The following is a 21,342-nucleotide window of genomic DNA, read 5'->3' as shown; positions in this document are numbered from 1 at the left end:
ATAAGCGCTGAAAGCATCTAAGCGCGAAGCCTCCCTCAAAACGAGTATTCCCTTGAGAGCCGTGGAAGACCACCACGTTGATAGGCCGGATGTGGAAGCGCAGCAATGCGTGAAGCTGACCGGTACTAATAGCTCGATCGGCTTGATCGTTCTCATTAATCAATGCCCGCACACTGGCGCGGCATGAGACGATCGGCAGACCAAAACATTCCTCCGACGCGCACAGCATGGGCCGCGTCCGGAAATCACAACCAGAGTTCACGTCCAAATCGATGTTTTTTGCCGATCTGGTGGTTACTGCGAAGTGCCCAGAACCCGATCCCATCCCGAACTCGACCGTTAAACACTTCAGCGCCGATGGTACTAAGTCTCAAGGCTTGGGAGAGTAGGTCGCCGCCAGGTCTGCAAAAAACATCGATCATCTCAATACCAAACCAAAACACAAAACGNGACGCGCACAGCATGGGCCGCGTCCGGAAATCACAACCAGAGTTCACGTCCAAATCGATGTTTTTTGCCGATCTGGTGGTTACTGCGAAGTGCCCAGAACCCGATCCCATCCCGAACTCGACCGTTAAACACTTCAGCGCCGATGGTACTAAGTCTCAAGGCTTGGGAGAGTAGGTCGCCGCCAGGTCTGCAAAAAACATCGATCATCTCAATACCAAACCAAAACACAAAACGCCGCCCCAACAAGGGCGGCGTTTTGCGTTCGGGGACGTGAGGCTGGGGTCTACGGCGCCATCGGTGGCGCAGGGCATTGCAGCTCTTAGGACGGAAGCGAGCTGGCGGGGCGGAAGGACGCGTGCAGCCTGGCCTGCGAGCAGCGGGCACCGAGCTAGACGTCTCGCTATGCCCGGATGTCGTGAAGACTGATCCTCACCTTTTTCCGCCTTCGGATGGCTCCGCACGGTCATTGCGCGTCAGCGCACGCCATCTCCGGATCCCGTTACAGCTGCGGCGCCCCTCGGGTCTGGCGTCCCACATCATCGGGGCGAGGGCGAGGAGCAGAGCATCGTTTGATCTGCTCCCCTCGAGCCCCTAGGCTTCGGTTGTCTCGTCGGCGCCCTCGTCGAAGCGGGCGCGGGCCTTGTTGAGGCGAGCGAGGGCGGCAGAGAGGGCCGCCGCCTTCTGCCTGTTGCCGCCATCGGAATGCGCATCACCGCCGGTCGCACGCTCGCCCTTGCCGCGAGCATTGCGCCGCTGTTTGTCGGCGAGCTCGCGCGCACGGTCGCGGCGTTCGCGGAGCCTGCGGGTGAGATCGGCAAGCTCCGACGGGCCGAGCGTGCCGAGATGGGGATGGCGGGTCGCCTCGACGAGCTCGCGTTCATCCTTGTCCAGAACCCGATCTTCGCTGTTGCGCGCCTGAGCCATGCTGTTCTCCTTGTGCCTTCTGGGCCGCCCGAAGGGCGGATGTCATAGGGCAAATGCCGGAGGGGGCGGGGACGTTCCCGTGATGGCGGAGGCGGAAGGGCGGGGTGGCACCCCGCCCCGAGTTACTCGGCCGCCTGCCGGGAGACGACGATGACGCCATTGCGCTCGGTCTCGACGAGGCCCGTGCGATCGGCATTGATGTAGCGGCTCGCGCTGTCGGGCATATCGGGCAGCGCGATGCTGGCGGTTGCGGGCTGCGGAGCGCGGCCAAGGCCGCCAAGCGCGCGGGCGATCGTGCCCGCAAGTCCGGCGAGGAAGGCGGCGATCGCGCGGATCTGGCGCCACCAGATGTGCGGCGCGGCGACCATGACCGGGACGAGCACGAGCGTCAGCAGCGTCGAGAAGATGAGGCCGGACACGAGTGCGGTTGCCAGATAGGTCCACCAGGCGCCGGAGGGACCGCCGATCTCGACGGTGCGGGAGAAGAAATCGATACCGACACCGATCGCCATCGGAATGAGGCCGAAGACCGTGGTGGTCGTCGTCATGATGACGGGCCGGATGCGCTGCGCAGCGGTCATCAGAATGGCCGTCACCGGCTCGATCCCTTCCTTGCGATGCATCTGGTTGTAGGTGTCGAGGAGGACGATGGCGTTGTTCACGACGATGCCCGCAAGCGAGACGATGCCGATGCCGGTCATGATGGCCGAGAAGGGCTGCCCGGTGATCATCATGCCCAGGAGCACGCCAGCGATCGACATCACGACGGTCGAGAGCGTGATGAACACCTGGTAGAAGCTGTTGAACATGGCGAGGAGGATGAGGAACATGAGGAAGATCGCCCCTGTTCCGGCCTGCGCCATGAAGGCATTCGTCTCGTTGGTCTGCTCGTCGGCGCCAGCGAAGTCGAAGCGGACGCCATTGGGCCAGTCCTGGGTTTCGAGCCAGGCGCGCAGCTCCTCGACCTTGACGCTGCCCATGGTGGCGTCGCCGGTGACGTTGGCGGCGACGCTCATGAAATATTCCCCGTCCCAGCGCCGGATGTCGGCGACCTTCGGCACGGGCGTGCGGGTGATGAAGTTGGACACGGGCACGAGCCCGTTCTGGGTGATGATGTTGAGGGAATCGAGCGCATCGAAGGTCCGCTGCTCGCGCGGCAGGCGGACGCGGATCTCGAGTTCGTCGGTGGCGTCGGTAGGCCGGTAGGTGCCGATCTGCACCCCGCTGGTGACGAGCTGCACATAGGGGCTGAGCTCGCGCACGCCGAGCCCGAAGCGGCCCGCCATCTCGCGATCGATGCCGATCTGCCAGTCGATGCCGGGCAGGGGCCGCGTGTCCTCGATGTCGATGGTGTCGCCGAGCTCGTTCTCGATATAGTCGCGCAGGCGCGTGACCGTGGGGGTGAGCTCGGCATAGTCGCGCGAGACGACGCGCATGTTGATCGCCTTGCCGGCCGGAGGGCCGGCCTCGGCCCCAACCATCTGGACGGTCACTCCGGCGATGCCGGCGGTGCGCTCGCGTATCTCGGCGAAGATGTCTTCGGCCTTGCGCCGGTCGCGATAGGGGAGAAGTTCGAGCTGGAGATTGCCGATCGTGTCGGGCGGCACCGAGGCGACGGCGCCGGTCGAACCGAAATTGAGCACGGTGTCGCGGATGCCCTCGACCTGCAGCACCTGCTCCTCGACTTCGATCAGAAGGTCGCGGATCTGCACGGGGGAATAATTGCCGCGCCCGGTGACGGCGACGGTCGCATATTCGGGCTCGATCTCGGGGAAGGCGATGATGCCGGTCGGATTGTTGGCATAGGCAAAGAAGATGACGCCGATGAGCCCGAAGCCGGCAATGAGGGTGATGAGCGGGTGGCGGACGAGGCCGGAGAGGATGCGGACATAGACGCCCATGAGGCCGCGGAGGCGCCTGGGGTCGAAATCCTGACCACCCGAGATCATCGTCGCGGCGGCGCGCTCCTCGGCACTGACCTTGCGGCGGGCGGTGAAAGCACCGATGACCGGCAGGAAGACCATGGCGACGATGAAGGATGCGCTCAGGGTCACGATGACCATGATCGGCAGATAGCTCATGAACTTGCCGATGATGCCGGGCCAGAGCAGCAGCGGCATGAAGGCGGCAAGGGTCGTGGCGGTCGAGGCGAGGATCGGCCAGAACATGGCGCGCGCGGCGGCAATGAATGCATCCCGCCGGTCGAGGCCCTCGGCAATCTTGCGCTCGGCATATTCGGTGACGACGATGGCGCCATCGACCAGCATGCCTACGGTGAGCACGAGGCCGAACATGATCATCATGTTGATGGTCATGCCCATCAGCTGCAGGAAGAGGAAGCCGATCATGAAGGTGATCGGGATGGCCGAGCCGATAAGGAGCGCGGGCCGAAGGCCGAGCAGGGCCACGGTGACGATGAGCACCAGCGCGATCGCGGTCAGCACCGAATTCTGCAGCGAGGTGAACATGTCCTGCGCGAAGACGGCCTGGTCGAGGATGTAGCTCGTCTGCAGCGCCTGCGGCCAATCGGCCGAGAGCGTCTCGGTGGTGGCGCGCACGGCATTGGAAAGGTCGATGATGTTGGCGCCCAGCCGCTTGTTGACGGCAAGCACCACAGCCGGCTCGCCATTGACGCGGGTATAGACCTCGGCGTCCTTGAAGGTCCGCTGGATGGTGGCGACGTCCGAGAAGGTGACGACGGTCTCGCCATCGGTCTTGATGGGCAGGTTGAAGACGTCGTCGGCGCTCTCGATCAGGCCGGGCACCTCGATGGCGAAGCGCCCCTGGCCGGTGTCGAGCCGACCGGCGGGCACAACGAGGTTGTTGCGCGCGAGCGCGTCGAAGAGTTCGTTGGTGGTCAGATTGTAGGATTCGAGCTTCAGGAGGTCGACGATGACCTCGAGGACTTCCTCGCGGTCGCCGGAGACGTCGACGTCGAGCACGGTGGGCAGCGCCTGGATGGCGTCGCGCAGCTGGTCGGCATAGCGATAGAGGGCCCGATCGGGCAGGGCGCCATAGAGGGCGACGGTGACGCTGCCGAATTCGGAGATGTTGATTTCGCTGACGGTGGGGTCGTCGGCATCGGCGGGCAGCTGCGGGGCGGCCCGGTCGACACGGTCCTTGGCGTCCGAAAGCGCCTGGTCCTTGTTGAAGTTGATGTCGAACTCGAGCATCACCGAAGCATGGCCGGTGGTCGAGGTGCTGCGCATCGAAACGAGCCCGGGCAGGTCCTGGAGCTCGGTCTCGAGGGGCGAGACGAGAAGACGATCGGCATCGGCCGGCGAGATGCCGGTCTGGTTGACCGACACGTAGAGATAGGGCACGTCGATGGCCGGCTGGCTCTCCTTGGGGAGGGTCAGATAGGCCGAGATCCCGGCCACCACCATGAGCGCCATGATGGTGAGGACCAGCTTGGGCAGCCTCAGCAGCGCTTCGAGTGCATTCATCATGACGCTAGACCTCGTCGGCGGCAGCGGCAGTCACGTAGCTGGCGGCAATCTGCTGCCCATCCGCGACGAATTCCTGCCCAACGGTGATGACCGATACGGTTTCGGGGAGGCCGGCGACCCAGACCCCCTCGGTGGTGTCGCGCAGGATCTGCACGGGCAGGAAGCGCGCGGTTTCCCCCTCGACGGTCTGGACGCCAATGGCGCCATCCGTCGCCAGCGTCAGGGCCGATTGCGGGAGAAGGTGCGCCTCGGCAGTGCCGATCTGGACGACGGCCTCGGCGGTAACGCCATCAAAGAGCCGGCGGTCGGCATTGTCCATCTCGACCTCGACGCTGAAGGCGCGGGTCGCGGCATCGGCGGTGGCCGCGACGAAGCGGACTTCGCCCTCGGCGGTCTGACCCGTGACGGTCCGGACGCGGACCGGCATGCCGACGCCGACTTCGCCGATACGCGCCTCGGCGACGCTTGCGACGAACAGCATCGGATCGAGCTGGACGATGGTCGCGCACTCGCCACCGGCGCTGAGATTGTCCCCGACATTGGCGAGCGGATCCTGAATGACGCCCGCCACTTCGGCATAGATCTCGGTCCGCTCAAGCTCGACGCGCGCATTGTCGAGCGTCAGCTGCGAGGCGCGCAGCTGGGCCTGTGCGGAGCGTGCCGCAACTTCGAAGCTGCGCGCGGTGTTGGCGGGGCTGAGCCCGCGCTCGCGCAATTGCTGATTGGTTTCGAGATCGGCTTCCGCCTGGGCGAGCGCTGCCTCGGCCTGGGCAAGGGCCGCCTCGGCCTGGGCGACAGCAGCCTGCCGTGTTCCCTGATCGAGCCTGCAGAGCAGATCGCCGGCAGCGACCTCCTGACCTTTCCGAACCATCACCGCCTGCACGAGGCCGTTGGTTTCGGCGCGGGCGGCGATCTTGGCGGTCGCGCGGGTGCGGCCGCGCAGGGGAACCTCGAGCGGGAGTTCGCGGGCCTCATAGCGCACGGCGCGCACGGCCTGGACGGTTGCGGCCTGCTGCTGCTCGGCCACCGAAAGCGCTTCGGCGGCGGCTTCGGCAGCCTCTTCCTCGTGGGTCGCGATCAACCCGACGGATTCGAGCATGCGGCGCAGCGGGCCTTCATCGCCCTCGATGATATCGACGATGGCGGTCTCGCCCTGGCCGGGTCCCTGGCCGCCATTGATGAGCGTGCCGCTGGCGAGCCAGCCGGCGACGAGCAGGAGGATGACGAGGGCGACGCCATAGGAGAAGAAAGCTCTCATCAACTGATCCTATTCGGCGGCTTGCCGCGGCTGGTCGTCGCCGAGCGCGAGTGCGACCAGTTCGTGCTTGTGGGATTGAAGGTGCGCGTATGCTGCCTGAACGCAAGTGAGCCCATAGCGGATCACCCATGCGTCGGACGCATTGCTGCCGCGCCGCGCGAGAATGTCCTCGAGCTGTGCGATCTCCTCGGCCATCTGCTCGAGACGCTCATCGATACGGGCCTGGACGAGACTCGCGGGCACGAGGTGGGCGAACCGCGAGAAGAGGAGGAAGGTGCTGCGGAAGACGTCGGCCCCGAGAGGCTCGAGCAGCGCTTCCTGAAATGCGGCGCGCCCGGCGGGCGTGATCGAATAGACCTTGCGTGAAGGCTTGCCGTCCTGAGGTTCGATCCTGCTGGTGACGAGGCCATCGGCTTCGAGCTTGGCGAGCGCTGGATAGATCGACCCGAAACTCGCCTCGACGAAATAGGAGCAATCGCCCTCGACGGTCGACCTGCGGATCTCGTAGCCGGTCGCGTCACCCTCGTGGAGGATGGAGAGGCAGACGGTGCGGACATTCATGAGGTGTGCCTGACGTGCATATGCCGAACGAGAATATGGCGGGCATATATACCCGCCTCGTGACACATTCAAGGCAGGGTGCAGAGTCAGACGGGCGGGGTGAGCAGGCTCGCCATGACCGAGGCGGCGCGACGGGCGAGGGGGACGCTGGTCGCGGCGACGAAAAAGGGATTGAGGAAGGGGGCGCTTAGGTCGGAATAGCGGAGCGGCTCGCCATCGAGCGTGAGGACGACGCCGCCGGCCGCCTCCAGCACGGCCTGTCCCGCCGCGGTGTCCCATTTGCTGGTGGGGGTGAAGCGCGGGTAGAGCCGGGCCTGCCCTTCGGCGAGAAGGCAGAATTTGAGCGAGGAGCCGACCGACACGTCGGCCTCGACTGCGAGTGCGTCGCAGAGCTGGTGGAGGGCCGCGTGTCCGTGGGAGCGGCTGGCAACGATACGCAGGGGGCCATCGTCGGAGACCCGGAGCGGAGTGGCGGCGCTGGGCCGGCCATCGACAAGATCGCTGCGGGATGCGCCGTCGGGCCCGCCGATGTAGAGGGCTCCCGTGACGGGCGCGAGCACCACGCCGTGTGTGGGGCGGCCGTGTTCGACGAGCGCGATGTTGACGGTGAACTCGCCATTGCGCTTCAGGAATTCCTTGGTGCCGTCGAGCGGGTCGACGACGAAGAACCGCTCGCCGAGCGACGGGACGCGACCGGCCGAAACGCTTTCCTCGGCAAGGACCGGCAGGCCGGTTTCTGCGAGGATGCCGAGAATGGCGGCTTCGGCGCGCGCATCAGCCTCGGTGACGGGCGAGCCGTCGGATTTGTGCTCGGCGTGAATGGGCCGTGCGTAGACGTCCATGATTTCGGCGGACGCGGCGATGGCGGCGCGCGTCATGATGTCGGCGATGGACTGGCTCATCGGATCTCGACGTCCAGCCCGAGATCGAGCGGCGGGGCGGCCATGGTGATCTGGCTTGTGGAGATGAAATTGACCCCGGTTTGGGCGATGGCGCGGACGCGGTCGAGTTTCACCCCGCCCGATGCCTCGAGTACGGCGCGGCCGGCATTGAGGGCGACGGCGGAGGCGAGGGTTTCGTTGTCCATGTTGTCGAGCAGGACGATCCGCGCGCCGGCCTCGAGCGCCTCGGCGAGTTCGTCGAGGGTCTGCACCTCGATTTCGATCGCGACCAGATGGCCGGCGGTTTCGCGTGCGCGCTGATAGGCGGCGCGCACGCCGCCGGCGACGGCGATGTGATTGTCCTTGATCAGGATCGCATCGTAGAGCGCGAAGCGGTGATTGGCGCCCCCGCCGCAGCGGACGGCATATTTCTGGAAGGCGCGGAGGCCCGGCGTCGTCTTGCGCGTGTCGCAGATGCGGGTGCGCGTGCCGGCGACGGCGTCCGCATAGGCCCGTGTGAGGGTGGCGATGCCGCTCAGATGATTGAGGAAATTGAGCGCGACGCGTTCGGCGGACATGACGAGCCGCGCATTGCCCGAAACGCGCGCGACGAGGCCGCCGGCATCGACCCGATCGCCATCGGCGAGGAGCGCTTCGAAAACGAGATCGCCGCCGATCTGGCGGAAGGCGGACGCGGCGAGCGGCAGGCCGGCGATGACGCCCGGCTCGCGCGCCCCGATCGTTGCAGTGGCGACCGCATCGGCGGGGAGGCTGGCGCGGCTCGTGAGATCGCCGGCAAGGCCGAGATCCTCGGTGAGCGCGCCCGCGACCGCCGTCTCGATCAGATGCGTCGGCAACCCGCCGTCAAAGCCCGCCATCGCTTTCCCTCCGCCCGTGTGAACGGGTCGGGTTGTAGGGCCAAGGGGCCGCGCTGGCAATTGCCGGCGGGCGGGTTCGCATCAATGGGGTTCGTGGGCGTCGGCCTCGCCCAGCACCCAGTAGCCGGCGGCCTTGATGTGCGCGTCCTCGAACCCGCACCGATCGACGAGATGGGCTCGAAGGGCGCGGGACATGCCAGCCTCACCGGCGAGGAAGGCATAGCCTTCGCCCTGGGGCAGGGGCGTCGCTTCGAGGCGCCGGAGGAGGAGGTCGCTCATGCCGGCCGCCACGCCATTGCGGTGCAGCCAGTGAATGGTGGCGTCGGCACGGGTCACGATCGGCTGTTCCTCCTCGGGCCCCGCGACCTCGAGGAGCGCGAGGACCGGCTTGCCGGCGGGCAGTTCCTCGAGCCGCCGCGACATGGCCGGGAGCGCGGTCTCGTCGCCGGCCAGCAGGTACCAGTCGAAATCATCAGGCACGATCAGCGAGCCGCGCGGGCCCCCGATGACGAGTGTCTGGCCGATCTGCGCCTGCGCCGCCCAGCCAGAGGCAGGGCCATCGCCGTGGAGTACGAAATCTATATCGAGCGTCAGGGCCTCGGGATCGAACCGGCGCGGGGTGTAGTCGCGCATTTCGGGGCGCGGGCGATCGGCGGGAAAGGCGAGCCCGTCAGGGCCCAGAACGGGCAGCACGGGCGCGTCCGGATCGGGCGAGAAGAAGATTTTGACGTGATCGCCATAGCCGGGGCTCGTGAACCCGGCGAGTTCACTGCCCCCGAGCGTCACCCGCAGCATTTTCGGCGTGACGTGAGTGAGGCCGACCACTTCGAGCGTGCGGATCTTCGTATCGTGCCTGAGGCGTTTGAATTCATGGGGCATCGGCCCGCTCCCTAGCTGTAGAATATGCTGACCCGGTGTCCGCCGATCTCGTGGACGTTGATGTCCATATCGTAGATGTCGCGGAGGATTTCGGGGCGGATGAGATCCTCGGTAGTGCCTTGGTGGCAGACGGCGCCGTCGCGCATGGCGATGATGTGGTCCGAATACCAGGACGCGAAATTGATGTCGTGAAGGACCAGAACCACGGTCTTGCCGAGCTCGTCGGCGGCGCGCCTGAGGAGCTTCATCATGCCCATGGCGTGCTTCATGTCGAGATTGTTGAGCGGCTCGTCGAGCAGCACGTAATCGGTATCCTGGCAGAGGACCATGGCGACGAAGGCGCGTTGGCGCTGTCCGCCGGACAGTTCGTCGAGGAAGCGGCCGCCAAGCTCGGTGAGGTTGAGATAGTCGAGCGAGCGCTCGATATGGGCGCGGTCCTCTTCGTTGAGTCGGCCGCGCGAATAGGGGTAGCGGCCGAAGGACACGAGGTCGCGGACGGTGAGCCGCGCGGTCATGTGATTGTCCTGCCGGAGGATCGAGAGGCGTCGGGCGAGGACGTCGCTGCGTGTCTTTTCGATATCGAGCCCGTCAATGGTGACGGTGCCCGCATCCATGCCCATGAGGCGGCTGATCATGGAGAGGAGCGTCGACTTGCCCGCGCCATTGGGACCGATGATTGAGGTGATGCCGCCTGCCGGCAGGGCGAGGGTCACGTCGTCGACGACAGCGGTGTCGCCATAATATTTCTTGAGGCCGGTGGTGATGATCATCGCGCCGCTCCCCTGACGATGAGAATGATGAAGACGAGCCCGCCCAAGAACTCGATGATGATCGAGAGGGCGGTATCGAAGGCGAAAACGCGCTCGAAGAGCGTCTGACCGCCCACGAGGCAGATGACGCCCAGAAGCGTTGCCGCCGGAAGGATGTAGCGGTGGCGGCTGTTGCCGATGAAGAGATGGGCGAGGCTCGCGACGAGAAGCCCGAAAAAGGTGCGCGGGCCCACGAGCGCGGTCGAGACGGCGACCAGCATGGAGACGACGACGAGGATGGTGACGACGGTCGCCTTGTAGTTGACGCCCAGATTGATGGCGGTGGACTTGCCCAGGGTCAGGACGTCGAACGTGCTGCGGATGCGCCACAGGATGAGGGTGAGCAGGGCCGCGATCAGCATGGATGCGCCCAGCAGCGTCGTGTCGACCCGGGTGAAGCTCGCAAAGAGCGTATCCTGGAGGACCTGGAAGGCGTTGGGGTCCATCATGCGCTGCATGAAGCTGGAGAGGCTGCGAAAGAAGATGCCGAAGACGATGCCGACCAGCACCAGCAGGTGCAGGCTTCGCTCGCCGCTGAGAAAGAGCCATTGGAAAAGCACCCAGGAGAACCCGACCATCAGCCCGACCTGGATGATGAAGCCGACATAGGTGTCCATGACGAGCAGGGACTGGATGCCGATGAAGTAGACGACCGCCGTCTGCACCAGAATGTAGAGCTGGTCGAACCCCATGATGGACGGGGTGAGGATGCGATTGTTGGTGACGGTCTGGAAGAGCACCGTCGCGACGGCGATGGAATAGGCGACGAGCAGCAGGGCAAGGAGCTTTCGTCCGCGAAACTGGAAGACGAACCCCCAATTGCCGCGCACGTCGAGCGTCATGAAGAGGACGATCGAAAGGAGGGCGAGCCCGGCGAGGGCCGTGAGCACCAGCGTCGGCCGGCTCCAGCGAAGGCTAGCTGGCATTGTAGCGCCTCCGCAGGAGCAAATAGAGGAAAAGCCCGCTGCCGATGACGCCGACGACGACGCTGATCGGGATTTCATAGGGGTAGCGGATGACGCGGCCAACAATGTCGCAGGCGAGCACGAAGGCTGCTCCGAAGATCGCGACCCAGGGGACCGTGTGGCGCATGTTGTCGCCGATCATCAGGCTGACGACATTGGGGATGATGAGCCCCAGGAACGGGATCGAGCCCACCGAAACCAGGACGATGGCGCTGACGATCGAGACGATGACGAGCCCGAGCGTCATCACCGCCTTGTAGTTGAGCCCCAGATTGGTGGTGAAATCGCGCCCCATGCCGGCGACCGTGAACCGGTCGGCCGCGATATAGGCGGTGACGGTGCCCGCGAGGCCGATCCACAGCAATTCATAGCGCCCGCGCAGGACCCCTGAGAAATCGCCCATCTCCCAAGCCAGCAGCGAGGCCATGAGATTGTAGCGATAGGCAAAGAAGGTGGTGATGGCCGAGATCACGCCGCCCAGCATGATGCCGACCAGCGGCACGAGGAGCACGTCGCGCAAGGGCACGTAACGCAGGATGCGCAGGAAGAGCGCGGTACCGGCGAGCGCAAAGCTCGCGGCCACGAGCATCTTGGCCATGATCGGCCAGCCGGGCGCAAAGAGGGTGACGACGAGGAAGCCGAGGGCCGCCGATTCCATCGTGCCCGCCGTCGAGGGCTCGACGAAGCGGTTGCGCACGATCATCTGCATGACGAGCCCGGTGATGGCGAGGGAGGAGCCGGCGAGAATGAGGGCGAGGGTGCGCGGGATGCGGCTGATCAGCAGCACCTGGGTTGCGCGATCGGCAGGGTCGGGCGCAAAGATCGCCGCGGGGGTGACGTCGCTTACCCCGATGAAAAGGCTAATCACCGCGAGGATTGCGGTGATCGCAAGGCCGGTGATCAGAAGTCGCACTTTTTCGCCCGTATGAGAGGCGCCGCCCATGGCGGCCGGTGCCCGTCCCGGCGGCGCGGGCCGCGGGGACGGACGCGGACAGGACCGCCGATCAGGATGCGGCGCCGTATCCTGCGATGACCTGATCGAGCAGCAGCATCAGACCGCTGTAGCCATGCATGGAGATGTAAGCGGCCTGCGGGTCCAGATAGATGATCTGATCGTTCTGCCAGAAGGTGGTCTGGTGCACGAGCTCGTTGTCGAGGAGCTGGCGCGCCGCGCCTTCATTGCCGACGCCGGCATCCCGATCGACCACGAAGAGCCAGTCCGGGTTGGTCTCGAGGAGATATTCGAACGAGATGGCGTCGCCGCCATGATCGCCATCGTCGACGGTGTCGAAAACCGAGGGGATGGCGAGCTCGTTATAGACCCAGGCGACGCGCGAGCCCGGGCCGTAAACGCCGATATTGCCGGCATTGGTGACGATGACGAGCCCGGTGCCCTTGCCCGCGGCTGCGGCACGCGCCTCATCGATCTTGGCGTCGAGCGCAGCGATCAGCTCGGCTGCGCGGTCGTGGCGCTCAAAGATCTGGCCGAGCGTTTCGATATTGTGCTTCACGCCTTCGGCGAAGCTCGCATTGTCGACGCTCATGTCGATGACCGGGGCGATTTCGGAGAGCACCGGATAGGTGGCTGCCGAGCGGGCAGCGACGATGACGAGATCGGGTTCAGCAGCCGCAATGCCTTCGATATCGGGCTCGAAGAGCGAACCGATGGCAAGCTCGTCCCCGGTGATCGCGTCTGAAAGATATGCGGGCGCATTGGAGCCCGGAAGCCCGGCGACGGGGACGCCGAGCGCGGCGAGGTTGTCGAGCGCCGCCCAGTCGAGAACGAAGACCGTCTCGGGAACGCCTTGAAGGACGGTCTCGCCCTGGGCGTGGGTAATGGTCTGCTCCTGCGCAATTGCGGCATGGGGCATCAGGCTCGCTCCGGCCAGTATGGCAGCGAGCAGCGTCGGGGCTAGGATTTTCACGGGTCGGGTTCCGGTGTCTGTAGAGGACGATCGCGAAAGATGATCACGATTGTCATGTTCAGTATCGCCGGTGGGCGGAGCTGTCAAACCTGAATTGTCTTATCAACATATCCCCGAGCCAGCCCGCGCAGGAACCCTTTGGGGGATGGCGCTGTTGTTGGCGGGAGAACAAGAACCGGAAAGGTCACCTCATGGCGCTCTCGGCCCTGACCCTCAATTGCTCCCTCAAACGCTCGAGCGGCGAGGCGTCCTCCACGGACGTGCTGCTGGGGCAGGTTGAGGAAAAGCTCCGCGGGGAGGGCGCCAGCATCGAGCGGCTGCGGATTGCCGATTTCAACATATTGCCCGGCGTCACATCGGACGAAGGCGAAGGCGATGACTGGCCGATGATCCGCAAGAAGGTGCTTGCGGCCGACATCCTCATTCTGGGCACGCCGATCTGGATGGGGCAGCCGACGAGCATCGTCAAACGCGTGCTCGAGCGCATGGATGCGTTTCTGGGCGAGACGGACGATGCGGGGCGGATGGTTTCGACGGGCATCGTCGCCGGGGTTGCGGTGGTCGGCAATGAGGATGGTGCGCACCATGTGTGCGCGGAGCTCTTCCAAGCGCTGAACGATGTCGGCTTTTCGCTTGCCCCCAATGCCTGCACCTATTGGGTGGGCGAGGCGATGGGCAAGGTCGAATACAAGGATCTCGATGAGACGCCGGAGACAACTGCTTCGGCGACCGAGATGATGGTGCGCTATGCCGCCCATCTTTCCCGCCAGCTGAAAGCCGCGCCCTATCCCGGCGAGAAGTAATCGTCAGCGTCCCGTCATGTATCCGCCCGCCTCAGTCGAGGCGGGCGACAATGTTTTTGGGCCATAGACGTTCCGAAGATTAATTCAGCTTAACACCGATCAATCTGATCGCTCCGCAGGAACTCTCGATATTACTGTGCATTAGCTTCTCGAACCGCAACGCGGCGCCAACCGGTGCCGTTCGGAGACGGAGACTTCAAATGAACAGCGTTTTCTACGTGATCGGCGTGATCGTCGTGGTCCTGGCGATCCTGTCGCTGGTCGGCATGGCCTGACGCAAGAGGCAATCCAGAGGAACTTAGTGATGAGCACAGACAACCCCACGGGCGGCGGCAGCCCAGTCCGCACTACCGGGCTCCCGCCCGAAGCCGAACTGCAGGTCCGCAAGGACATCGATGCGGTTACCAAGACCGCGAAGGAGGATTTCAACGCCCTCCGTCACGAGGCCGAAGAGCGGGTCGACGAACTCCGCCACGAGGCCGAGCGGCAGATCGAGAAGGCCAAGGACCAGGCCCACACCTTTGCCGGCAAGCAGAAGGATTTTGCGGCCGAGCAGGTGGGCAGCGTGGCAATGGCGCTCTCCAAGGTCGCCGATGAACTCGAGACCGGCGAAGACGCGCAGAACGCGACGGTCGCAGGCTATGCCCGCACGCTCTCGCACTCGCTCGAGAAGGTCTCCGGCACGCTCAAGGACAACGAAGTCGACGATGTCGTCGGCATGGCCGAGGATTTCGGTCGACGCGAGCCGGCGGCGTTCCTGGGCGTCGCGGCGCTGGCAGGGTTTGCCGCGAGCCGCTTCCTGACGGCCTCGGCCCATCGGCGCTCGAGCCAGCGGACCGGCGGTACGACGAGCACGAGCCCGTCGACGCAGCCGAATACGACCGGCACCTACTCATCCGGCGCCGGCGGCTATGGCACGCCCGGCACCAATACTGGCTCGGGGAGGATCAGCTGATGGCACAGGTCAACGAACCACGCGGCCTTGCCGATCTGATCAGCGGGCTTGCCGCTGACATTTCGGGGCTGTTCCGCAAGGAAATCCAGCTCGCCAAGGCCGAGGCCTCTGAAAAGGTCGGGCAGGTCATCGGCGGCGTAGAGCTCCTGCTGGCGGGCGCCGTACTCGCGCTTGGTGCGCTCGGCGTGCTGCTCGCTGCAATCGTCAGCGCGCTTGCGGCCGTCTTCGTCGCAAACGGCATGGGCCAGACAGGCGCGAACGGCATCGCGGCAGCGATCATCGGCATTTTGGTTGCCATCGTTGCCTGGGTGCTGGTGTCGCGCGGGCTTTCCGCACTCAAGGCAAGCAATCTCAATCTCGAGCGCACCACCAATGCGCTGGCGCAGGACGCCGACATCGTCAAGGAGAGACTCTGATGGCCCATGATGAACACAAGAGTTCGGCGCAACTCGAACGCGAAGTCGAGGCGCAGCGCCATCGCGTCGAGGACACGATCGACCAGATCGGCCAGCGGCTGTCGCCGGGCCAGCTCGTCGACGAGCTGATGAACTATACCAAATCGGGCGGTGGAGAGTTTGCGGCCAATCTCGGCAACAGCCTTAAGGCCAACCCGCTGCCCGTCGCGCTGATGGGCGTCAGCCTCGCATGGCTCATCGCTAACCCCGGATCACGCGAAACCCGGCCCTCCGGCGATCGTGAGTGGGACCGCCACCTGACCAATAACGGGCGTGTCGCGGAGCGCACCTCCACCGTCTACGACAGTGGTCGGGACTATCCTTATGCCGACATCAAGGGCTCGTCGCTGAGCCGCGTCGGGCATGGGGTGGACACCTGGGGTCAGCGCTACAGCGAATTCTCCGACGAGAGCGGTCGAAAGTTCAAGGCCCTGACGGATGAGGCGGGCAATCGCGCCGGCCACTTCGCCGACGAGACCGGGAAGCTCTATCGCGGGTTCCGCGACGAGACCGGCAACCAGATCAGCCATTTCCGCGACGAGGCGGGTGCGCGTCTGGATGACGCGACCGGCTGGGCTTCCCACACCTGGGAAAGTGCGACCGACAAGCTTCATGCCGCCGGCGAGCGCATGCGTGCCGAGGCCGACAAGGTCTCTGCCAACGCCCAGCAGCTGGGCAGCGACATGCAGGCCCAGGCCGATCGGCTGAGCCGGTCGATCCTCAAGATGTTCGAGGATCAGCCGCTCATCGGTGGCGCACTGGCCTTCGCAGCCGGTGCTGCGCTCGGTGCCGCACTGCCGCACACCGAGCAGGAAGACAAGGTGTTCGGCAAGGCCGCCGACGACGTCAAGGGTGAGGCTGCCCATCAGGCGAGCGCGCTCTATGATCGCGGCAAGGAAGAGGCTGCGGCGCTTCATGAAAAGGCCGCCGAGAAGGCCAGCGACCTCTACGATGAGGCACGCACCCGGATCGCTGGCACCGAAGGGTCGGAGACGAGCGCGTCGGGCGGCTCGGTTTCTGCCGGGCGGTACTGATCCCTTGCGGCTTGGCGGCCGCATGGCCCTGATCTAACCTGAGGCGCGGGCATCTGCCCCGCGCCTCAAATGCGTCTGGAGATGGTTGTGAACCGCGGCGCCGAAAGATCCACGAAGGCTGCCGCGCCCGAGCATCCCGCCACGAGCATCGCCCGGGCGTTCGGCGGTGCGCTGGTCTTTTCGCTGCCGGTCTTCATGACCATGGAGATGTGGGAACTGGGGTTCTACATGGATCGGGCCCGCTTGATCCTCCTCGTTCTCCTCAACATTCCGATCCTCGTCTTCCTCTCCCACTACTCGGGCTTCGAGGCGACGTTTGACTGGCGCGACGATCTGCGCGACGCAGCGATCGCCTATGGGGTGGGCATCATCAGCAGCGCCACGGTTCTTTCGATCTTCGGTCTTCTGGCGCCGGGCATGTCGGTGGGCGAGATCGCCGGCAAGGTCGCGCTGCAGTCTGTGCCCGCCAGTATCGGGGCGCTCCTCGCGCGCACGCAGCTCGGAGGACGGCATCGACGGCGCGAGCGAGAGGACCGGTATGGCGGCGAGCTCATGCTGATGGCCGCCGGCGCTCTCTTTTTGAGCCTCAACGTCGCGCCCACCGAGGAGATGATCCTGATTTCCTACAAGATGAGCCCCGTGCAAGGGATCGCGCTGGTCCTCGGTTCGATCATCGTTATGCATGGCTTCGTCTTCGCGGCCGCCTTCAAGGGCGGCAGCGAGCTTTCGCCGCATACGCCCTGGTGGAGCGCTTTCATGAGGTTCACCATGGTCGGTTATGTCATCGCGCTGCTGATCAGCGCCTTTGCGCTCTGGACCTTCGGTCGCATGGACGGGCAGGGGGTTTCGACGCTCCTCATGGCGATGATCGTGCTCGGCTTTCCCGCGGCACTCGGCGCGGCAGCCGCGCGGCTGATCCTGTGAGCCGGCCTGAGGGAGAGGGTGACGCGGGTAGTCCGTCCCCGGAGCGGCAGCATCCCGCACGCGGGCCGCATCGGGGCGAGTGGCTCCTGGGGCTGGTGTCGGCGGCGCTGGTTTGCGCTTTGCTGGGCTATCTCGGCTATGAGGCGCTGACCGCTCGCGACGGCGTGCCGGTGTTCGTCGTGGAGACGCAAGCGCCTCGGCCTGCGGGCGAGCAGTTCCTCGTGCCCGTCACCGTTCGCAACGAAGGACGAAGGACCGCTGCGGCGGTGGAGATCGAGGGACGCTTCGAAGGCGGAGGCGAAAGCGTCGTCAGCACGGTGACGCTCGACTATGTCCCCGCGCGCGGCGAGGTGGACGCCGGGCTGCTCTTCCCCCAGAATCCGGGGAAGGGCACGCTCACGGTGCGCGTCCTCGGCTATGCAAATCCGTGAGGGCGGGCCTGCGCCGTTCGCGTGACGGGCGCTGGCAACCAAAGCGGCCTGCCGGCCGTTCGTCTGCGCTAATCCCAGTGTGAGGTCTCCCATGCTCGACCAGAATGCCACCACCCGCGACATCCGCCCGGGCGACGCAACGCGCCTCGGGGCGAACTGGGACGGGGAGGGCACCAATTTCGCGATTTTCAGCGCTCACGCCGAGCGCGTCGAGCTCTGTCTCTTCGATGCCGCCTCGGGCGCCGAGATCGAGCGCATCACGCTCCCCGAATACACCAACGAAATCTGGCACGGCTATCTGCCGGGCGTGGGGCCCGGCCAGCTCTACGGCTATCGGGTGCACGGGCCTTACGACCCGATGAACGGGCATCGTTTCAACCCCAACAAGCTCCTGCTCGACCCTTATGCGCGAGACCTAGTCGGCGAGGTCGAGTGGTCGCCCGCCCATTTCGCCTATGATACCGAGAGCGAGGAAAAGGATCTTTCCTTCGATACGCGCGACAACGCAGCCGGCATGCCCAAATGCCGCGTCGTGGACCCGGGGGACTATGACTGGGGGCATGATCGCAAGCCCGGCATCGAATGGGCGCGGTCGGTCTTTTACGAGACCCATGTGAAGGGTTTCACCAAGCTTCATCCCGCGATCCCCGAGGATCTGCGCGGGACCTTCGAGGGCCTCGGGCAGAAGGCCGCGATCGACTACATCAAGAGCCTCGGGGTCACCTCGGTCGAACTTCTCCCCATCCACGCCTTCCCCGATGACGACTTCCTCATCCACAAGGGGCTGTCGAACTATTGGGGCTACAACACCATGGGGTTCTTCGCCCCGGCTTCGCGCTATTTCGGGCCGCGCGGTATCGCCGGTTTCCGCGACATGGTGCGTGCTTTCCACGATGCGGGCCTCGAGGTCATCCTCGACGTGGTCTACAACCACACTGCCGAGGGCAATGAGATGGGCCCGACGCTCTCGTTCAAGGGCATCGACAACTTCTCTTATTACCGCACGATGCCGGACGAGGCGCGCTACTACATCAACGATACGGGGACCGGAAACACGGTCAACACGTCTCACCCCCGCGTGCTGCAGATGGTGACGGACTCCCTGCGCTACTGGGCCGATGACATGCATGTCGACGGCTTCCGCTTCGATCTCGGGACCATTCTGGGGCGCGAGCCGCATGGCTTCGACCAGCGCGGCGGCTTTTTCGATGCGGTGGGCCAGGATCCGGTGCTGAGCCGGGTGAAGCTCATCGGCGAGCCCTGGGACATCGGACCGGGCGGCTATCAGGTCGGCGGCTTCCCCCCGGGCTGGGCCGAGTGGAACGACAAATATCGCGATACCGTGCGCGATTACTGGAAGGGCTCGGACCACACCGCGCCCGAGTTTGCGACGCGCTTCACCGGATCGGGCGACGTCTACGACCATCGCGGCCGCCGGCCGTGGGCGGGGACGAATTTCCTCACCGCCCATGACGGGTTCACGCTCAATGACGTCGTCTCGTACAACGAAAAGCACAACGAGGCGAATGGCGAGGACAATCGCGACGGCCATAGCGACAACCGCTCATACAATTACGGTGTCGAGGGCCCTACGGACGACGAGAACATCATCGCCGTGCGCGAGCGCCAGAAGCGCAACATGCTCGCGACGCTGTTCTTTTCGCATGGCACGCCGATGCTCCTGGCCGGCGACGAGTTCGGCCGCACCCAGCATGGCAACAATAACGGGTATTGCCAGGACAGCGAGATCAGCTGGTTCGACTGGGAAGGGATCGACGACAAGGATCGGGCGCTGACCGATTTCGTGCGGCGACTGACGTTCATCCGCGCCACCCAACCGCTTCTGCACCGCAAGAGCTGGCGCGACGGCATGGGCGTAACCTGGCTCAACCCGGGCGGCGGCGAGCAGATGCCCGAGCACTGGGAAGATGGCGGGGCAACCACCATCGGCGTGCACTTCACGCGCGAAGACCTCAAGGGGCAGGGCGAGATCTGGGACGAGGCCATCGTGCTCTTCAACCCCCATGACGGCGAAGTGCCCTTCAAGCTGCCGCGGCACAAGGGCAAGCACTGGCGGGTGATCCTCGATACCAACCATCCCGATGCGCAGGAAACGCCGGTCAAAGCCAACAAGGTCGTGATGGCCGCCTGCTCGATGATGCTCATCGCGTAGCGCAGACGAACAACGCCGGATCCTGAGGATCCGGCGTCTTTCTGCGATTTTATGCTCAGTAGGCAGGGGGGTCGCTGGCGGGGAAGGATTCGTCCACCGCCTCGTCGACTTCGTCCCATTCCCTGGGCTCGTCGCGCATCTTTTCGGTTCCGGCAGGGCGCACCTGCGGCGCATCCTTGGGACCCACCGCCTTGCCGTCCTTGAGCGCGGCCGCCGCGCCTTCGGATTTTTCGGTCTCGCGGCCGACGTCGATGACGTCACGTTTCTCAGCCATTTCGGGCTCCTTGCCAGTCGTGGGTGATGGAAGGAAAACGTCCTCCATCCATGCCGGTTGCCTCAGAGACGACCTGTCGCACGGGTTTGTTCGCCACATTTCGGCCTCTCGCGCATTAGGAGTTCGACAGGCCTGCGCGTCGCGCGGGCCGAACCAACATGAAAGGACAGGCCATTGCTCTATGTGGACATCCCGACGCTCAATGATTTCAAGGCGCTGAACGCCGTACGTTCGGACGCCTGCGTCTCGATCTATCTCGAGACCACCCCGCTGACCCAGGACATCGATGCGAGCCGGATCGCGCTCGGCAATCTCGGACGCGAGGCGATCCAGCAGCTCGAGGCGGCCGGTCGCGACAAGCGCATCATTGGCGCCATCGCCGAGCAGCTCGATGACCTCGCCGAGGATGAGGAGTTCTGGCGGCTGCAGGCGCATTCGCTGGCCGTTCTGGTGACGCCCGACCGCATCCGCACCTATCGCCTCGCGAACCGGTTGAGCCCGATGGCGCAGGTGGCCGACCGCTTTCACCTCAAGCCGCTGCTGCGGGCGATCACCTTCCCGCATGCTGCAATGGTGCTGCACATTTCCGAGAACGCCGTGCGTCTCGTCGAGGTGTTCGCCGATCTGCCGGCCCAGGAAGTGCGGGTGCCGAACCTGCCCAAGGACGCCGCGAGCGCAGTGGGCAAATCGACGCTGAACGACCGCTCGCACAGCCGCCGCATCCACGGCTCCGAGGGCCAGAAGGTGCGCCTTGCCCAATATGCTCGCGCCGTCGACGCGGCCCTTCGCCCGGTGCTGGCGGGCCGCGACCTGCCGCTGCTGCTGGCGGCATCCGAGCCGCTGGCGGGGATCTATCGGGGCGTCAATTCCTATCCGCACCTCGCCGAAACCGGGATCACCAACAGCACCGACCGCACGACCGAGGCCGAGCTCGCGACACTCGCCCGCCCGGTGCTCGACAAGCTCTATGCCGATGACCTCGATGCGCTGAAGGCGCTCTTCGAGCAGCGCAGCAGCGATGGTCGCACCGCGACCGACGTCTCGGATGCCGCGCGCGCGGCGACTTATGGCGCGGTCGAAGCGCTGATCGTGGACATCGACGAGGTGATGCCCGGCAGCGTGGACGAGGAGAGCGGCGCCGTCACCTTCGCTGATGCAGAGGATGCGACGACCTATGGCGTGATCGACGAGATCGCCGGTCGCGCGCTGACCTCGGGCGCCCGGGTGCTGGGCGTGCGACGCGAGGACGTGCCGGGGGGCGGATCGCTGGCGGCGATCCTGCGCTTCGCGGTCTGAACCGGAAAGGGGCCCTTC

At 65.2% G+C, this 21,342-nt stretch carries 20 protein-coding genes and 3 rRNA genes; 11 read left to right on the top strand and 12 right to left on the bottom strand.

Going from position 1 to position 21,342, the window contains the following annotated elements; all coding sequences use genetic code 11:
* The 3 genes from EMQ25_RS16815 to rrf (EMQ25_RS16805) all read left to right on the top strand — a co-directional run.
* Positions 1–150, top strand: a 23S ribosomal RNA gene (locus EMQ25_RS16815); the annotation flags it as partial.
* Between the two features lie 136 nt (positions 151–286).
* Positions 287–402 (top strand): 5S ribosomal RNA (rrf, locus tag EMQ25_RS16810).
* A gap of 119 nt (positions 403–521) precedes the next feature.
* Positions 522–637, top strand: a 5S ribosomal RNA gene (rrf, locus tag EMQ25_RS16805).
* A gap of 404 nt (positions 638–1,041) precedes the next feature.
* Here the strand turns inward: rrf (EMQ25_RS16805) and EMQ25_RS16800 are convergent.
* The 11 genes from EMQ25_RS16800 to EMQ25_RS16750 form a co-directional block, all read right to left on the bottom strand.
* The gene (locus EMQ25_RS16800) at positions 1,042–1,374 is read right to left on the bottom strand and encodes a hypothetical protein (RefSeq protein WP_127189761.1); all 333 of its coding nucleotides are present in this window, start codon (positions 1,372–1,374) and stop codon (positions 1,042–1,044) included.
* 122 nt (positions 1,375–1,496) lie between these two features.
* Positions 1,497–4,823, bottom strand: coding sequence for an efflux RND transporter permease subunit (locus EMQ25_RS16795; RefSeq protein WP_127189760.1), 3,327 nt, complete (start codon positions 4,821–4,823; stop codon positions 1,497–1,499).
* A gap of 4 nt (positions 4,824–4,827) precedes the next feature.
* Positions 4,828–6,081: an efflux RND transporter periplasmic adaptor subunit gene (locus tag EMQ25_RS16790; protein ID WP_127189759.1), complete on the bottom strand. Its 1,254-nt coding sequence runs from the start codon at positions 6,079–6,081 to the stop codon at positions 4,828–4,830.
* 9 nt (positions 6,082–6,090) lie between these two features.
* Entirely contained in the window at positions 6,091–6,642 is a 552-nt protein-coding gene (locus EMQ25_RS16785) for a PadR family transcriptional regulator (RefSeq protein WP_127189758.1), read from the bottom strand.
* An 86-nt stretch (positions 6,643–6,728) separates the two neighbouring features.
* On the bottom strand, positions 6,729–7,544 hold the full coding sequence (gene cysQ / locus EMQ25_RS16780; RefSeq protein ID WP_127189757.1) for a 3'(2'),5'-bisphosphate nucleotidase CysQ: 816 nt from the start codon (positions 7,542–7,544) through the stop codon (positions 6,729–6,731).
* Positions 7,541–8,401 (bottom strand): carboxylating nicotinate-nucleotide diphosphorylase, encoded by an 861-nt coding sequence (gene nadC / locus EMQ25_RS16775; RefSeq protein ID WP_127189756.1) that lies wholly within the window; start codon positions 8,399–8,401, stop codon positions 7,541–7,543. Before nadC ends, cysQ begins: the two co-directional genes overlap by 4 nt.
* Before the next feature lie 81 nt (positions 8,402–8,482).
* A complete protein-coding gene (locus EMQ25_RS16770) occupies positions 8,483–9,280 on the bottom strand; it encodes a siderophore-interacting protein (RefSeq protein WP_127189755.1) in 798 nt (265 codons plus the stop codon).
* 11 nt (positions 9,281–9,291) lie between these two features.
* Positions 9,292–10,050: an iron ABC transporter ATP-binding protein gene (locus tag EMQ25_RS16765; protein WP_127189754.1), complete on the bottom strand. Its 759-nt coding sequence runs from the start codon at positions 10,048–10,050 to the stop codon at positions 9,292–9,294.
* Entirely contained in the window at positions 10,047–11,015 is a 969-nt protein-coding gene (locus tag EMQ25_RS16760; RefSeq protein ID WP_127189753.1) for an iron chelate uptake ABC transporter family permease subunit, read from the bottom strand. Before EMQ25_RS16760 ends, EMQ25_RS16765 begins: the two co-directional genes overlap by 4 nt.
* Positions 11,005–11,997, bottom strand: a complete 993-nt coding sequence (locus EMQ25_RS16755; protein ID WP_127189752.1) for an ABC transporter permease — start codon at positions 11,995–11,997, stop codon at positions 11,005–11,007. The genes EMQ25_RS16760 and EMQ25_RS16755 overlap by 11 nt, the downstream gene beginning before the upstream one ends.
* A 61-nt stretch (positions 11,998–12,058) precedes the next feature.
* On the bottom strand, positions 12,059–12,979 hold the full coding sequence (locus EMQ25_RS16750) for a siderophore ABC transporter substrate-binding protein (protein WP_204570074.1): 921 nt from the start codon (positions 12,977–12,979) through the stop codon (positions 12,059–12,061).
* A 191-nt stretch (positions 12,980–13,170) separates the two neighbouring features.
* Here EMQ25_RS16750 and EMQ25_RS16745 point away from each other — a divergent pair, with 191 nt between their 5' ends.
* From EMQ25_RS16745 to glgX, 7 genes are all read left to right on the top strand, one after another.
* Positions 13,171–13,782, top strand: a complete 612-nt coding sequence (locus tag EMQ25_RS16745) for a flavodoxin family protein (protein ID WP_127189751.1) — start codon at positions 13,171–13,173, stop codon at positions 13,780–13,782.
* Positions 13,783–14,086: 304 nt separating this feature from the next.
* Positions 14,087–14,737 (top strand): nutrient deprivation-induced protein, encoded by a 651-nt coding sequence (locus tag EMQ25_RS16740; protein ID WP_127189750.1) that lies wholly within the window; start codon positions 14,087–14,089, stop codon positions 14,735–14,737.
* On the top strand, positions 14,737–15,153 hold the full coding sequence (locus EMQ25_RS16735; protein WP_127189749.1) for a phage holin family protein: 417 nt from the start codon (positions 14,737–14,739) through the stop codon (positions 15,151–15,153). The genes EMQ25_RS16740 and EMQ25_RS16735 overlap by 1 nt, the downstream gene beginning before the upstream one ends.
* Complete coding sequence (locus EMQ25_RS16730) at positions 15,153–16,226, top strand: DUF3618 domain-containing protein (RefSeq protein WP_127189748.1); 1,074 nt, start codon at positions 15,153–15,155, stop codon at positions 16,224–16,226. The genes EMQ25_RS16735 and EMQ25_RS16730 overlap by 1 nt, the downstream gene beginning before the upstream one ends.
* An 87-nt stretch (positions 16,227–16,313) precedes the next feature.
* On the top strand, positions 16,314–17,150 hold the full coding sequence (locus EMQ25_RS16725) for a TIGR02587 family membrane protein (RefSeq protein WP_425290250.1): 837 nt from the start codon (positions 16,314–16,316) through the stop codon (positions 17,148–17,150).
* Between the two features lie 95 nt (positions 17,151–17,245).
* On the top strand, positions 17,246–17,581 hold the full coding sequence (locus tag EMQ25_RS16720) for a hypothetical protein (RefSeq protein WP_158626121.1): 336 nt from the start codon (positions 17,246–17,248) through the stop codon (positions 17,579–17,581).
* A 91-nt stretch (positions 17,582–17,672) separates the two neighbouring features.
* Positions 17,673–19,754, top strand: coding sequence for a glycogen debranching protein GlgX (glgX, locus tag EMQ25_RS16715; RefSeq protein ID WP_127189745.1), 2,082 nt, complete (start codon positions 17,673–17,675; stop codon positions 19,752–19,754).
* A 55-nt stretch (positions 19,755–19,809) separates the two neighbouring features.
* On the opposite strand, the gene EMQ25_RS16710 is transcribed toward glgX, so the two are convergent.
* On the bottom strand, positions 19,810–20,028 hold the full coding sequence (locus tag EMQ25_RS16710; protein ID WP_127189744.1) for a hypothetical protein: 219 nt from the start codon (positions 20,026–20,028) through the stop codon (positions 19,810–19,812).
* Positions 20,029–20,211: 183 nt separating this feature from the next.
* Between EMQ25_RS16710 and EMQ25_RS16705 the strand changes: the two genes are divergently transcribed.
* Positions 20,212–21,324 (top strand): baeRF11 domain-containing protein, encoded by a 1,113-nt coding sequence (locus EMQ25_RS16705; RefSeq protein WP_244606631.1) that lies wholly within the window; start codon positions 20,212–20,214, stop codon positions 21,322–21,324.
* Positions 21,325–21,342 lie beyond the last annotated feature (18 nt).

This window comes from Arsenicitalea aurantiaca (assembly GCF_003994485.1).
Classification (GTDB): Bacteria; Pseudomonadota; Alphaproteobacteria; order Rhizobiales; family Devosiaceae; genus Arsenicitalea; species Arsenicitalea aurantiaca.
Note: the sequence above shows the minus strand (reverse complement) of the source record. Positions and strands in the feature narration are given on the sequence as shown.